The organism is Umezawaea tangerina, from assembly GCF_003002815.1.
Taxonomy (GTDB): domain Bacteria; phylum Actinomycetota; class Actinomycetes; order Mycobacteriales; family Pseudonocardiaceae; genus Umezawaea; species Umezawaea tangerina.
On sequence record NZ_PVTF01000018.1, the window covers coordinates 136,790 to 150,970 of the forward strand.

14 protein-coding genes are annotated in these 14,181 nt (G+C 72.3%); 5 read left to right on the forward strand and 9 right to left on the reverse strand.

Translation table 11 applies throughout. The features are described 5' to 3' along the window. Window positions 1-46 precede the first annotated feature (46 nt). From CLV43_RS41605 to CLV43_RS41620, 4 genes are all read right to left on the reverse strand, one after another. On the reverse strand, window positions 47-1,429 hold the full coding sequence (locus CLV43_RS41605; protein ID WP_245887419.1) for a dihydrolipoyl dehydrogenase family protein: 1,383 nt from the start codon (window positions 1,427-1,429) through the stop codon (window positions 47-49). Between the two features lie 36 nt (window positions 1,430-1,465). Then, on the reverse strand, window positions 1,466-2,071 hold the full coding sequence (locus CLV43_RS41610) for a TetR/AcrR family transcriptional regulator (RefSeq protein ID WP_106195647.1): 606 nt from the start codon (window positions 2,069-2,071) through the stop codon (window positions 1,466-1,468). Window positions 2,072-2,586: 515 nt separating this feature from the next. Continuing rightward, window positions 2,587-3,264: a hypothetical protein gene (locus CLV43_RS41615; RefSeq protein ID WP_106195649.1), complete on the reverse strand. Its 678-nt coding sequence runs from the start codon at window positions 3,262-3,264 to the stop codon at window positions 2,587-2,589. A gap of 40 nt (window positions 3,265-3,304) precedes the next feature. After that, window positions 3,305-4,501, reverse strand: coding sequence for a PucR family transcriptional regulator (locus CLV43_RS41620; protein WP_106195651.1), 1,197 nt, complete (start codon window positions 4,499-4,501; stop codon window positions 3,305-3,307). A 100-nt stretch (window positions 4,502-4,601) separates the two neighbouring features. On the opposite strand from CLV43_RS41620, the gene CLV43_RS41625 reads away from it, so the two are divergent. Further along, window positions 4,602-5,462, forward strand: coding sequence for an SGNH/GDSL hydrolase family protein (locus tag CLV43_RS41625; protein WP_245887420.1), 861 nt, complete (start codon window positions 4,602-4,604; stop codon window positions 5,460-5,462). On the opposite strand, the gene CLV43_RS41630 is transcribed toward CLV43_RS41625, so the two are convergent. After that, entirely contained in the window at window positions 5,426-6,319 is an 894-nt protein-coding gene (locus CLV43_RS41630; protein WP_106195654.1) for an NAD(P)-dependent oxidoreductase, read from the reverse strand. The two genes, CLV43_RS41625 and CLV43_RS41630, sit on opposite strands and share 37 nt — an antisense overlap. Before the next feature lie 79 nt (window positions 6,320-6,398). Here CLV43_RS41630 and CLV43_RS41635 point away from each other — a divergent pair, with 79 nt between their 5' ends. Then, complete coding sequence (locus CLV43_RS41635) at window positions 6,399-6,833, forward strand: MarR family winged helix-turn-helix transcriptional regulator (protein ID WP_106195656.1); 435 nt, start codon at window positions 6,399-6,401, stop codon at window positions 6,831-6,833. A gap of 112 nt (window positions 6,834-6,945) precedes the next feature. Beyond that, window positions 6,946-9,231: a HelD family protein gene (locus CLV43_RS41640; protein ID WP_245887421.1), complete on the forward strand. Its 2,286-nt coding sequence runs from the start codon at window positions 6,946-6,948 to the stop codon at window positions 9,229-9,231. Window positions 9,232-10,180: 949 nt separating this feature from the next. On the opposite strand, the gene crcB is transcribed toward CLV43_RS41640, so the two are convergent. From crcB to CLV43_RS41660, 4 genes are all read right to left on the reverse strand, one after another. After that, the gene (crcB, locus tag CLV43_RS41645; RefSeq protein ID WP_106195658.1) at window positions 10,181-10,528 is read right to left on the reverse strand and encodes a fluoride efflux transporter CrcB; all 348 of its coding nucleotides are present in this window, start codon (window positions 10,526-10,528) and stop codon (window positions 10,181-10,183) included. Next, window positions 10,525-10,881, reverse strand: coding sequence for a fluoride efflux transporter FluC (locus tag CLV43_RS41650; RefSeq protein ID WP_245887422.1), 357 nt, complete (start codon window positions 10,879-10,881; stop codon window positions 10,525-10,527). Before CLV43_RS41650 ends, crcB begins: the two co-directional genes overlap by 4 nt. 16 nt (window positions 10,882-10,897) lie before the next feature. Further along, window positions 10,898-11,326, reverse strand: coding sequence for an SgcJ/EcaC family oxidoreductase (locus CLV43_RS41655; RefSeq protein WP_106195662.1), 429 nt, complete (start codon window positions 11,324-11,326; stop codon window positions 10,898-10,900). Between the two features lie 111 nt (window positions 11,327-11,437). Further along, entirely contained in the window at window positions 11,438-11,869 is a 432-nt protein-coding gene (locus CLV43_RS41660) for a MarR family winged helix-turn-helix transcriptional regulator (protein WP_106195664.1), read from the reverse strand. Window positions 11,870-11,922: 53 nt separating this feature from the next. Here CLV43_RS41660 and CLV43_RS41665 point away from each other — a divergent pair, with 53 nt between their 5' ends. Continuing rightward, window positions 11,923-13,302, forward strand: a complete 1,380-nt coding sequence (locus CLV43_RS41665; protein ID WP_106195666.1) for an MFS transporter — start codon at window positions 11,923-11,925, stop codon at window positions 13,300-13,302. Between the two features lie 43 nt (window positions 13,303-13,345). Continuing rightward, on the forward strand, window positions 13,346-14,146 hold the full coding sequence (locus CLV43_RS41670; protein WP_106195668.1) for an SAM-dependent methyltransferase: 801 nt from the start codon (window positions 13,346-13,348) through the stop codon (window positions 14,144-14,146). The last annotated feature ends 35 nt before the right edge of the window (window positions 14,147-14,181 follow it).

Sequence of the window (14,181 nt, forward strand, 5' to 3'; positions counted from 1 at the left end):
AGCTTAGATACCCGGTCCGACGGGGACAGCCAGCGCGTAGGCCGGGTCACAGCCCGTAGGACTCCAGCAGCCGCAACCACACCTCGCTGATCGTCGGGTAAGCCGGGACCGCGTGCCACAGCCGGTCCACGGTCACCTCGCCGACGACGGCGATCGTGGCGGCGTGCAGCATCTCGGCGACGTCCTGCCCGACGAACGTGACACCGACCAGTGTCCGCTTGTCCTCGTCCACGACCATGCGCGCCTTGCCCTTGTACCCGTCGGCGTGCAACGAGGACCCGGCGACGGCGATGTCCAGGTCGACCACCTTCACGGTGAGCCCCGCCGCGCGCGCCTGGTCGGCGGTGCGGCCCACGAAGGCGACCTCGGGGTCGGTGAACACGACCTGCGGGACGGCGGCGTGGTCCGCGGTCGCGACGGTGACCGTCCACGGCTCGGGGTCGCGGGCGTCGGCCAGGATCGCGGAGCCGACCGCGCGGGCGGCGTACTTGCCCTGGTGCGTCAGCGGTGCGCGGCCGGTGACGTCGCCGCAGCCGTACAGCCAGTCCACACCGGACACCCGGCCGGTGTCGTCCACGGGCAGCGCCTTGCCCGCCTCGATCCCGAACGCCTCCAGGCCGAGGTCGCGGGTGGCGGGCTCGCGGCCGGTGGCGACGAGCAGGTGCTCGGCCACGACCTTCGTGCCGTCGCCGAGGGTCAGCTCGACCCCGCCGTCCACTTCGGACACCGAGGACGCCTTGGCCCCGGTGTGGATCGTCACGCCGTCCGCGCGCAGCCCGTCGGCCACCAGGTCGCCGACGAAGTCCTCGAACTTGGCCAGCGGCCGGTCCTGCGAGATCACCAGGGTCACCTCGGCGCCCAGCACGGCCCACGCCTGCGCCATCTCGACGCCGACCACACCGCCGCCGAGCACGACGAGGGAGGCTGGCACCTCCTTGGCCGAGGTCGCCTCGCGGGAGGACCAGTGCGGCACGTCGGACAGCCCCGGCAGCGACGGCACGCGCGGCACGCTGCCGGTCGCGACCACCACGGCGCGGCGCGCGGTCAGCACTCGGTCCCCGACGGTCACCTCGCGCTCGCCGGTGATGACACCCCGGCCGCGGACGGGCACGATGCCCGCGCCCTCGGCCCACTGGACCTGACCGGAGTCGTCCCAGTCGGAGGTGAACCGGGTGCGGCGCTCGAGAACGGCCGCGGCGTCCAGCCGGTCCCCGACCGGCACCCCCGGCATCCGCTTCGCGGCCGCCAGCACGTGGCCGGGCCGCAGGAGCGCCTTGCTCGGCATGCACGCCCAGTAGGAGCACTCGCCGCCGAACAGCTCGGCCTCCACCAGCGCGGTCCGCAGACCTCCCGCGGCGGTCCGCCCCGCCGCGTTCTCCCCCACCGGGCCGCCACCGATCACGATCACGTCGAACTCGTCGCTCGTCACCGGACCAGCCCACACCACCGCATGGGGAAGGGCAAGTCAGCTCGGGTCGAGCACCTCGGCGAGCATCGTGGAGATGACCTCGTCGGCCTTGCGCAGCACGTGGAAGCGGTCCTCGCCGGAGAGCTGGGAGGCGAGGGTGAACAGGCTGTCGGCGGTCTGCGCGGCCATCCGGAACGTCAGCCGCACCGGCCCGTCGCCCGGCGCGCCGAACCGGTCGACGAACAGCTCCGCCAGCCGCTCGGCCATCAGCTCGTACTGGTCGACGCTCGAGTCGAGGCGGTGCCCGTCGAGCAGGTCGCTGAACCGGATCCGCCCGAAACCCGGCACGTCGACCAGCATCCGCATGTACACGCCCACGACCTGGCCCATGGCCTCGCGCCAGTCGTCGGACAGCGTGCCGCCGTCGAACAGGACGTCGACCTCGGCCAGGTACTCCTCCATGCCGCGCAGCGCGAGCGCGTGCACGACGGACCGCTTGTCCGGGAAGTACTGGTAGAACGAGCCGATCGGCACGCCCGCCAGCTCGACGATCCGCGCCGTGGTGATGTCGTCGTAGTCCTGCTCGTTCAGCAGCGTCGAGCAGGCGTCGAGTATCGCGGTCACGGTCGCCGCCCCGCGCTGCTGGACCGGCTGCCGACGCATGACTCTGGCGAGTCGTCCTCTGGCGGGATTGTCAGGCACGTGTGCATCCTTAAAAGTTACGGACCAGTAGGACCAGCGCGAGTTTCTCTGGACACTTGGCTCGGGGTACCGCATTTTCACCTGGTCGCCAAGAGATTAACTCGTGAGAGGCCAACCGTGAGTCATTATCGCATTCCTCGGAGCGTCCGCACCCTGCGCCACCTGCGCATGCGTGATCCAAATCGATAGAAATCCACCCGTATCCTCCCCGCAGACCGCTCGTTTGGCCCCCATTACAGGGGCTGCCGATAAAGCACGATCGGCCGATGTGAACCTTTCGGGTGAACGAGCGAAAGTTCTTATCGACCCCGGAGAGGCCTTCGTTACAGAGAACCCGCTCACGCCACCCTGGATCGCGTCCCCCTATCGGGTGACTTCCGAGCGATCGCCCGTTCGGGCGCCCGGACGGGCACGCGTCCAGGGCTTAGAGGACGCGCGGGCGCCCGGTCGCCGTGCGCGGGGGCGGTTCCCGGCGGTCAGGCGGAGCGGTGCTCCTCGGCGGGGTTCCCGACGGGGTTCCCGACCGGGTGGGAGCGCTGGCGCGGGATGTGCGGCCGGGTCGGGTCCAACCTCGGCGGCCTGGTCACGTACGGCCGCACCAGCCCCGCCAGGAGCAGCCCCGGCGCGATGAGCGGCACCACGGCGGACAGCGTCACGGCCGTCGCGCCCGCGTGCAGGACCCCCCTGGGCAGCAGCGCGATCCGGTCGACCACGAACGCCCGGCGCCCGACGTAGGACAGCACGGCGAAGACGCCGATCACGACCGCGAGGGTGAGCAGCGCCCGGTGCACGGCCGCCGCGTACCCGATCGCCTCGGCGGCGACCAGCACCGCGAACCAGCCCGTCGGCGCGGCCAGCCTGCCGCGCTCGGTCGTGACCGCCCAGAGCAGCCCGGCCACGACCGCGAGCCCGGCGAGCACGTCCTGCCGGTCGCGGATCCAGCCGCCGACCGCGTCCAGCCAGCCGATCGGGACGCCCGCCCAGTCCAGGGGCCCGCGCAGGACGGCGAGCGGCGAGGTGGGGGTCCCCCCGACCTGCCCGAGGATCCAGGCGCACGACCAGGCCGACACGACGACCACGATCACCAGCTGCCACCTGGGCCCGGTCACCACGCACCGGCACAGCCGCACGAACTCCCGCCGCAGATCCCTCACCCGCCCAGAGTGGCGTGGTCGGGCCACCCGCGGTGGGGGTTCACCCCGCTGCCCCGCCGGTACCGCCCTTCAGGGGTAACCCGATCACGCGGCGTGCCGCCAGCGCGGCGCCGATGTGCTGGAGGTCCTGCGGCCGGGCCGGGTCCAGCCCGGTCAGCGCGACCACCCGGCGCAGCCGGTAGTCCACGGTGTTCGGGTGGATGTGCAGCCGGGCCGCGGTGCGCCGCCGGTTCAGGTCCTCGGCGAGGTGGACCTCCAGCGTCGGCAGCAGGTCCGGGTTGCCCGCCAACGGGTCGAGCAGCGCCGCGAGCGCCGCCGTCGCCGGGGTCACCTGGCCGAGCTGGTACTCCAGCAGCACGTCCTGGAGCCGGTAGAGCCCCGGTGGACGGCCGAGCCGCAGCACGGTGTCGAGCACGTCGCGGGCGCGCCGGTGCGCCTCCGGCAGGTCCGCGGTGTCCGCCGCGTCGTGCGCGGCGGTGATGTCGACCCCCGCCGCGGCGCCGAGCCTGGCGACCAGGGCGGGCAGCCGGTCGAGCTGGTCGGGCGGCAGCAGGGCGACACCTCCGGTGGTGTCGAGCAGGTGCAGCGCCGTCGGGTCCAGCTCGTCCTGCACCCGCCGCAGCGCGCGCCGGGCCGCGATCCCCGCGTCGGCGCCGTCCTCGGGGACCCCGCCGATCGCCAGTGCGAGCACGAGGTGCCGGTCGCCGACCCGGCTGCCGACCGGTTCGCCCGCGAGCAGCGCGGACACCAGGGCGTGCCGGGCGTCCCGCTCGTGCCCGAAGATCGTCTGGCGCTCCTCGGCGTAGGCGGTCGCGACCACCGAGACCGCGGTCTGCTGGAACCGGAACACCAGGTCGGTCGCGGCGAGCACGTCCGCGAGGTCCTCCGGGGCGGCGTCGTCGAGCAGGGCGTGCCACATCGCGCGGATGCCGAGGCTGTACGCGGTCAGCACGGCGCCCAGCGGCACGCCCTCGGTGGCGCGGCGGGCGGCGGAGGTGGCCAGGTCGCCGAGGTCCGCCTCGGTGGGCGGGAGACCGGTGCGCAGCATCCGCTCGACGATCCGCAGGTTGGTCGCGGTGATCCGGGTGATGTCGCCGTCGAGCTCCTCGCGCGGGAGCGCCTGGTAGAGCGGGATCTCCTCGACGAACCGGGCCACCAGGTCGCGGGCGATGGACCGGCCGCGGACCAGCTGCTCGTGCAGGGGACGGCCGTTCACGGTGAGCTTGTGACCCGTCACAAGTGCCCCCATCGGGTTTTGCGTGAACTCCCAGGCGCGGTGGACCGGTGTTGGCCACATCATGTCATCCAGACCAGTTGGTGACACTCAGGAGGATTCCGTGCGCAGGCTGCTACCAGTGCTGTTGGCGGCGTTGTCGATCACAGCCACGACCGGCACGGCGTCCGCCGCGCCGCGCTACACCGAGTACGTCGCCCTCGGCGACTCCGCGGCGGCCGGGCCGCTGATCCCGAACCAGGACGTGCTGCACCTGGGCTGCCTGCGGTCCACCAGGAACTGGCCGTCGGTGCTGGCCTCCACCCTGGGCGTGGCGGAGTTCCGCGACGTCACCTGCTCGGGCGCGGTCGCCGACGACTTCGAGGGCGGCCAGACCACGTTCCTCGGCGCGGTGCCGCCGCAGTTCGACGCCCTCACCCCGACGACCGACCTGGTCACGCTCACCATCGGCGGCAACGACATCGGTCTGGTGGGTGCCGCGCTGGGCTGCGTGAACCTGCTGCCCGAGCCCGTCGGCCTGTCCTGCGAGGACCGGCTCACCGCCGGTGGCACCGACCAGCTCGCGGTGAAGATCGACGCGTTCGCCGACGAGTTCGGGGCGGTGCTGGACGGCGTCCACGCCCGCGCGCCGCGGGCGGACGTCGTGGTCGTCGGGTACGGCACCTACATCCGCCCCGGCGGGTGCTACCCCGTGCAGCCGCTGTGGGGCCGCGACTCCGACTACCTCCAGGCGAGCATCGACCGGCTGAACGCGCTGTTCGCGGACCAGGCCGCGGCGCACGGCGCCCGGTTCGTGGACATCGCCCCGCCCAGCGTCGGCCACGACGTGTGCGCGCCGGTCTCCCGGCGCTGGTTCGAGGGCCTGGTGCCGACGACGGTCGCCGCTCCCCTGCACCCGAACCAGCGCGGCATGGCCGGCATCGGCGCCTACATCGCCGACTCCTTGCCAGCCAGCGCCTCGTAGAACCGGCGGACGGCCGCGTGGTCGTCGTCGCCGAACCCGAGTGCGCGGGTCGCCGAGTACAGCTGCTCGACGGTCGCCGCCACCGGCATCGGCACGCCGACCTCGCGTCCGGCACCGGTCGCGGACACGAGGTCCCGCAGCTGGTCTGACACGCGGTGACCGGGCGCGTAGTCGTGGGACAGCCACCTGTCCTTCCCCGCCTCCAGCGCCCGGCCGCCCGCGAGCCCGCCGCCCAGCACCTCCAGCACGACGGCCGGGTCGAGCCCGCCCGCGGCGGCCAGCGCGAGCGCCTCGGACACCGCGGCGAGGGTGGCCGCGACGACGACCCCGTCGCACGCCTTGGCGAGCTGCCCGGCGCCGAGCGGACCCACGTGCCGGACGGTCGTGCCCAGGACGGCGAGGTACGGCCTCAACCGGAGCACGTCGTCGGCGTGGCCGCCCACCATGACGCTCAGCGTCCCGGCGTCCGCGGCGACCTCCCCGCCGCTGACCGGGGCGTCCACCAGCCCCACGTCACCCAGCCGGTCGCCGAGCGCGCGGATCCCGGCCGGGGACGCCGTGCCCGCCACGACCAGCAGCGGCCGGTCGACCCCGGCCTTGCGCCACCCGGCGAGCAGGCCGTCGTCGCCCTCCAGGACGTCGAGCAGCTCCGGGAGGTCGGGCAGCACGGTCAGCACGACCGGCAGCGCGGCCTCGGCCGGGCTCGCGGCGACGACCGCCCCCGCCGACCTGGCCTCGCCGTCGCGGCCCGGCGTGCGGTTCCAGACGGTGACCGGGAAGCCCGCGCGGGCGAGGTTGCGGGCCATCGGCAGGCCCATGGCCCCCAGTCCCAGGACGGCGATCGGATCTTGGCGCATCACCGCATCCTCGCCCGGTGCCCGCGCCTCGGCAATCCATGCGGTGTCCCATCATGGGGCCTTCTTATGATTGGTCGCCATGAGCATCGAACAGCTGCGGCGACACCCCGGTTACCTGGTGCTCCAGCTGTCCAAGCAGGCCAGGAGGATCGGCGCGGAGGTCAGCACGGACGGGCTGCGGGCACCGCACGTGTCGGTGCTGGCGCTGCTGGCCGAGAGCGGGCCGTGCTCGCAGAAGGAGATCAGCGACGCGCTGCGCATCGACGCGAGCGACCTCGTCACGCTGCTCGACGACCTGGAGCGGGCGGACCTGGCGAGCAGGCACCGCGACGCGCGGGACCGCAGGCGGTACGCCGTGGAGGTCACCGGACCGGGGCGGACGCTGCTGCGCGAGCGGCTGGACGTGGCCGAGGAGATCGACGACCGGCTGTTCGGGGGTCTGACCGCCGCGGAACGCCGCCAGTTGGCCGAATTGTTGCTGAAGGCCTACGCGCATCACGAGGTGCGGCGCTGAGAGCGGCTTCCGGGGTGTAGATTAGATGTTCTGCGCGCGCACTCTGGGGGCACGCAGAGTAGTCAGGCCAAAAAACCTGACGACAAAAGACGGTATCGAGAAATGAGGCACGTTGTCAAGCCCCTCCGATGACTCCCGGCTCCAGGAAATCTCCGCGGAGCAGGAGTACGTGTCGATGCTGTACGGCAGGCTGGACGACCTCCGCGAGCAGAGCTCGAAGCGACTGGCCGGATCCCTCCGGCAAACCGGTGGCACGCACCAGATGCGCTCGGAGCGGGACACCTCCGTGGCCATGTACTCCGACCAGTTGGCCCAGTACAGCGCGGTCGAGAACGGCCTGTGCTTCGGCAGGCTGGACTTCCACGAGGGCGAGCGCTTCTACATCGGTCGCATCGGGTTGTTCGACGAGGACAAGGAGTACGAGCCGCTGCTGATGGACTGGCGCGCCCCCGCGGCGCGGCCGTTCTACCTGGCGACCGCGGCGTCGCCCGACGGCGTGCGCAGGCGCAGGCACATGCGCACCAAGCAGCGCACCGTCGTGGCGTTCGACGACGAGGTCCTGGACATCAACTCGACCGAGCCCAGCCGCAACGAGGGCCTGACCGGCGAGGCGACGCTGCTCGCCGCGGTGAACGCGAACCGCACCGGGCAGATGAGCGACATCGTCGCGACCATCCAGGCCGAGCAGGACAAGATCATCCGCACCGAGCTGAACGGCGTCGTCGTCGTGCAGGGCGGTCCGGGCACCGGCAAGACGGCGGTCGCGCTGCACCGCGCGGCCTACCTCCTCTACACCCACCGCAGGCAGCTCGCGAAGCGCGGCGTGCTCGTGGTCGGGCCGAACGCGACGTTCCTGCGCTACATCGGCCAGGTGCTGCCGTCGCTCGGCGAGACCGGCGTGCTGCTGTCGACCGTCGGCGAGCTGTACCCCGGCCTCAACGCCGTCGGCCGCGAGTCGCCGGAGGCCGCCGCGATCAAGGGCCGCATCACGATGGCGGACGTGATCTCGCACGCGATCAAGGACCGGCAGGAGGCGCCGGGCATGATCGAGGTGCCGTTCGAGCAGGAGACCCTGCGGCTGGACCGGCGGGCCATCACCGAGGCGCGCGGCCGGGCGCGGCGCACCCGCAGGCCGCACAACGAGGCCAGGCGGACGTTCGTCCGGGAGATGATCTCCACGATGGCGAACCAGGCGGTCAACAAGCTGGGCAGGCACCTGCTCGACGCCGACGACATCGACGAGATCCGCCGCGAGCTGCGCGAGGACGAGAACGTGCAGAACGCGCTCGCCCGGCTCTGGCCGACGCTCACCCCGCAGCAGCTGCTGTCCGAGCTGTTCTCCTCGGCCAAGCGGCTCGCCACCGCCGCCCCGCGGATGAGCAAGGAGGACCGGGCGCTGCTGCTGCGCGAACCGGACGCCGAGTGGACGCCCGCCGACGTGCCGCTGCTGGACGAGGCCGCGGAGCTGCTCGGCGAGGACGACGCGGACGCCAAGGCGCGCGCCGAACGCCAGCGGCGGCAGGCCATCGACTACGCGCAGGGCGTGCTGGACATCCTCGACCTCGAGGACGACGCCGACCCCGAGATCCTGATGGCGCACGACCTGATGGACGCCTACCGGCTCGCCGAGCGGCACGGCGGCGAGAACTACGAGACCGCCGCCGAACGCGCCGCGGCCGACCGGACGTGGACGTTCGGGCACATCATCGTGGACGAGGCGCAGGAGCTGTCGGCGATGGCGTGGCGGACGCTGATGCGGCGCTGCCCGAGCAAGTCGATGACCGTCGTCGGGGACATCGCGCAGACCGGGGACATCGCGGGCGCGACGTCGTGGGGGCAGGTGCTCTCGCCGTACGTGATGGACCGGTGGAAGCTCACCGAGCTGACCGTGAACTACCGGACGCCGTCGGAGATCATGGCCGTGGCGGCCGACGTGCTGGCGAGCGTGGACCCCGAGCTGGTGCCGCCGACGTCGGTGCGCGACAGCGGCGTGGAACCCTGGCACGCGCAGGTCCGCGACCTGGTGGCCGACCTGCCGGGGCTGGTGGCGCGGGAGGCGGGGGAGATCGGCGAGGGGAAGCTCGCCGTGATCGTCCCCGCGGCCAGGGTGGCGGACCTGGGAGAGGCGATCACCGCGGCGATCCCAGGAGCGGCTGTCGGCAGCCAGTCGGCGGCGCTGGACGCGCGGGCGGTGGTGCTGGGGGTGGTCGACGCGAAGGGGCTGGAGTTCGACGCCGTCGTGGTGGTGGACCCGGCGGGGATCCTGGCGGAGTCGCCCCGGGGGGCCAGTGACCTGTACGTGGCTCTGACGCGGGCTACTCAGCGGTTGGGGGTCGTGCACGAGGGTGGGTTGCCGGGGGTGTTGAGCCGGTTGAAGGGGGCGTCGGTGTTGGGGTGACGGGGCCGAAGCGGGGTGTCGGGATCCGTCGAGCTCGACACCGGGTGTCGCTGCGAGCTCGACACCGGGTGTCGCTGCGGTGGTCTCCGGGTGCGGCCGACTTGACTTGGGGCCCCTTTTTTGGGCTTCGTCGGGCGAAAAAGGGCAGGTGGTAGAGCCTGCCCGCCGCCGCAAGTCTAAGCCCAAAAACCCCAAGTCAAGTCGGCCGCACGGGCGGACGGGTGGGCTCGCCGGGGTCGTGGGTGGGGTGTGCGCTCGGTCTCGTGGTGGTGGGCAGGTTGGCTCGGGTGGGTGCTGGTGCTGGTGGGCGAGTTGGCTCGGTGGGTGGCTCGCGCGTGAGGTCTGGTGGGGCTGCTTGGAGCGCTCCGGGGTCAATTGGTAGCGGGGTGTGAAAAAGGGCTGTTGAGGCCACGCAGAGGGTGGTGGCCTCAACAGCCCGTGACGAGCGGGGGCAGCTCGTTGGGTGGTTATTGTTCTTGTGCGGACCGAGGAACTCAGGGGTTCCGGTATTGCTGGAATCTCTTCGTCCGATCGGAATAAATAACGTTGTCAGCGCACGCGGTGCTTGTCGTCGGTGACCTGAAGAGGCATGCTCCGGGGCAGGGAGCTGCGACTTCACGGTCAGACCCGTGGGTCTTGAACTGCTATGCCGTCGTCTGGGTCATGAGGTTGGGCCTTTCGACGGAACGTGACGCACGTGCATCTGCGAGCGCATCCAGGTATCTGACAATGTAATCTCTTACCCCGCCCAGGACGTTACAAAAGAACTGTAGTAATTCTGGTTGCGCCAATTGGAGCAATTGATTGAACCGCGTGCCGGGGGTTGTCGGGGCCACCGCAGAGGGTGGCAGCCCCGACAGTCCCGAGTACGCCCCCCGAGGACGGGCTTGTTCGGTCAACGAGCGGGGTTGCGCGGGGAAACGGGTGGGAGGTCTCGGGTCGGTGACGGCTACCCGATCGTCGTAGCGAGGGCCATGCCGGCGTAGGCGGCGAGCAGGCCGAGGGCGAGGCTGGCGAGGACGTTCACCAGGGCGGCGCGGTGAGCGCGTTCCTCGACCAGGCGGAGGGTCTCCAGGCTGAAGGTGGAGTAGGTGGTGAGCGCGCCGCAGAAGCCGGTGCCCAGCAGGGCGAGGGTGGTGGGGTCGGCGGGCAGGGCGACGAGGAAGCCGAGGAGGCCGGAGCCCGCGGTGTTGGCGAGCAGGGTGCCGTGGGGGAAGCGGCCGTTGAGGGCGCGGCCGACGAGGTAGCGCAGGGGGGCGCCGACGGCGGCGCCCAGGACGACGGCGAGGACGGTCATCGGCGCACCCGCCCGGCCAGGGCGGTGCCCGAGTAGACGGCGAGCAGGGCCAGGGCCAGGGTGCCGCCGAGGTAGGCGACGGCGATAGCGGGTCGTCCCTGGGAGGCGAACCGCTGGAAGTCGACGACGTAGGTGGAGAACGTCGTGTAGCCGCCCAGCACCCCGGTGCCGAGGAACGTGCGGAGCAGCACGTCCTCGGTCAGCCCCATCAGCACGCCGATGAGCAGGCACCCGGTGGCGTTGACCACGAGGACGGTCCACGGCCCGTACGGGAAGGCGACGCCGAGCCCGTAGCGGGCCAGCGCCCCGAGCGCCCCGCCGCACGCGACGGCGCCGAGCACCCGGAGCGCCACGATCCCTCCCGAGGGGTCAGACCCCCTCGGACGGCACGGCCGAGGAGTGGTGGGTCACGATCATCCACTTCCCGTCGATCTTCTCGTAGACGAAGGTGAAGCGGGCGTCCATCGCGACGGTGTGCCCGCCCTTCTTCATGGTGAAGCGGCAGAGGCCGGAGTCGATGGCCTCGGTCGAGCGCAGCACCCGGACGAACGACCTCTTCACCACGGCGAGTGGTCTGGCCAGCATGAAGCCCGCGAAGTAGTCGACGATGCCCGCGCGGTCCGTGCGCACGTCGGCGGACATCGTCGGCAGCAGCACGGCGTCCGGGGTGTACCGGTCGGCGACCCGGTACGGGTCGCCGGTGGCCAGCGCCGCGTTCCAGTCGCCGAACAGGGCGGAGATCTCCCCCACCTCGGGCCAGTAGGAGAGGGTGCGAGTGGTGTCCAGCAGTTCGCTCATTGCGGTTCTCCCCGACGGCAGAGGACGTGTCTTGCGTCCACTGTCGACTCGCGGAGCCCTCCCGACATCCCCTAGACGCCGTTCAAACACCCCAGAGAAAATCTAGGGGGGTCAGCGCAGGTGGTCCACCAGGTGGTCCAGGGCGGTCAGCGCGCGGACCACGTCGGCGCGCTCCTGGACGTCCAGCTTGTCCAGCGCGGCGCCGATCCGCTTCTCGTGCGCGCTCTGCCACACGGCCAGCTGGTCGTGCCCCTGCGCGGTCACCGACAGCCGCGCGACCCGGCGGTCGGCGGGGTCGCCGGCGCGGGAGACCAGGCCCGAGTCGATCAGCTGGCCGACCAGTCCGCTGACCGTGTTCGGGGCCAGCCGCAGCTCGGCGGCCAGGTCGCCGACCCGCATGGGCGGCCGTTCGGCGAGTGTCTGGAGCAGCTCGATCTGGGCCATCGGGAGCGACTCCCACGGCCAGTCCGACCGGATGCTCGTCCGCAACGCCCTGCGCAGCCGGGTCACCACGTCGGTGAGCGTCCGGGCCTCTTCTGACATGGGGGCAGATTACTGATCCGACATACCTCGGACTCCGATATGATCGGGGTCCGATGGATCATGCGACGCGGGGCTGGCGGTGGTTCGTCGCGGAGTCACCACGTCCGCGGCGGATCGCGACCTGGGCGGGCGCGTCCCGGCTGGTGATCGCGACGGTGTGCTTCGGCGCCTTCATGGGCCAGTTCGACGCGAGCATCGTCACGCTGGCGTTCCCCGCGCTGGCCGATCACTTCGGAGCCCCGCCCGCGGCCGTCGAGTGGGTCTCGCTGTCCTACCTGCTGGCGCTGGTCGCGCTGCTGGCCGCCGTCGGGCGGCTGGCGGACGTGATCGGCCGCAAGCTGGTCTACGTCTACGGGTTCGCCGTGTTCACCGCCGCGTCGGCGGCCTGCGCGCTCGCGCCGGACCTGACGTCGCTGGTCGTGTTCCGGGTCGTGCAGGGCGTCGGCGCGGCGATGCTCCAGGCCAACAGCGTGGCGCTGGTCGTGGCCTGCGTGCCGCGCGACCGGATGCGCGGGGCGCTCGGCGTGCAGGCGGCGGCGCAGGCCCTCGGACTGGCGCTGGGACCCACGGTGGGCGGTGTGCTCGTCGGCGCGCTGGGCTGGCGCTCGGTGTTCGCGATCAACATCCCGATCGGCGTGGTGGCCGTGGTCGCCGGGCACTACCTGCTGCCGCGCACGGTCGACCGCGCCGAGCCCGGCCGGTTCGACCTCGCGGGCACGCTGCTGCTCGGCACGGCCACCACCGCCGCGCTGCTCGTGCTGTCCGGCGTGTCAGGTCTCGCCGTGCCGGTGCTCCCGCTGGTGGCCGTCGCGGTCGCGGCCACGGCGGCGCTGTGGTGGTGGGAGCGCCGGGCGGGCACGCCGCTGCTGGACCTCGCGCTGCTGCGCCGGGCGCCGATCAGCCGCGGCCTGCTCGGCGCGCTGTGCGGCTACCTCGTGCTGTTCGGACCACTGGTAGCGGTTCCGTTCGCGAGCACCGGGTCGCCGTTGGCCACCGGGCTGACGCTCACCGCCCTGCCCGCCGGGTTCGCCCTCGCGGCGACCCTGGGCCAGCGGGTGCTCCCCGGCTCGTGGACGACGGCACGGGTGGGCGCCTGGCTGGCGGCGGCGGCCACGCTGGTGCCCGTCGTCGCACCCGGCGCGCTGGTGCCCGCGCTGGCGCTGCTGGGGTTCGGCCTCGGCGTCTTCACCCCCGCCAACAACGCCGCGGTCATGGCGGCGCTGCCCGCCGGACAGGCCGGTCTGGGTGGCGGCCTGGTCAACACCACGCGAGGCCTCGGGACGGCGCTCGGGATCGCGGTCAGCACGTTCGTCCTGCACACTGGGGGTGCCCACGCGCTGCGCACGACGTTCGCCGTGCTGGCCGTGGTCGCCGTCGTGTCCGCCCTGTCAACACCGGTACTCCGAACCGGTGAGGGCGCCACCGGTCGGTAGCTTCTACGCCAGTACCCCGACGACGCGGACGGGAGGTTGTGCGGTGGAACTGGCGAACTGGGTGCCCGACGACGTCGACACCGGCCTCCCGAGCGCGGCCCGGCTCTACGACTACCTGCTCGGCGGCGGCCACAACTTCGCGGGCGACCGGGCGCTGGGCGAGCAGTTCCTCAAGGCCCAGCCGAACGCCCGCGCGATCGCCCGCCTCAACCGCGCGTTCCTGCGCCGCGCCGTGCTGTTCATGATCGACAACGGCATCCGCCAGTTCCTGGACCTCGGGTCCGGCATCCCGACCGTCGGCAACGTCCACGAGGTCGCCAGGCGCGCCGCCCCGGAGTCGCGGGTCGTGTACGTCGACTTCGAGGACATCGCGGTGGCGCACAGCCGGATGATGCTGGCGGACGACCCGCTCGCCACGATCGTGCAGCAGGACCTGACCGAGCCCGAGGTGGTGCTGGAGGCCGCGCTGGGCACCGGTCTGGTCGACCGCGCCGAGCCGCTGGGCGTGCTGGCCGTCGGCGTCTTCCACTTCGTCCCGCCGGAGCGGCACCCGGAGGCGGTGGTGGCCGCCTACCGCGACGCCGTCGTGCCCGGCAGCCACCTGGCGCTCTCGCAGTTCACCGCGGACCTGCAGCCCGTGGAGATGGCCGGGATCGTCGAGGTGATGAAGAAGAGCATGAACCCCATGTTCCCGCGCACCCTGGCGGAGATCACGGGCCTGTTCGCCGGGTTCGACGTGGTCGAGCCGGGGGTCGTGCCGCTGCCGCTGTGGCGGCCGGAAGGGCTCTCCGACGACGACCCCGCGAAGGCCGGGATACTCGGAGGCGTGGGCCGCAAGCGGTGACCGCCCCCGATCCGCGAAGACCACCGGCTCGGGGG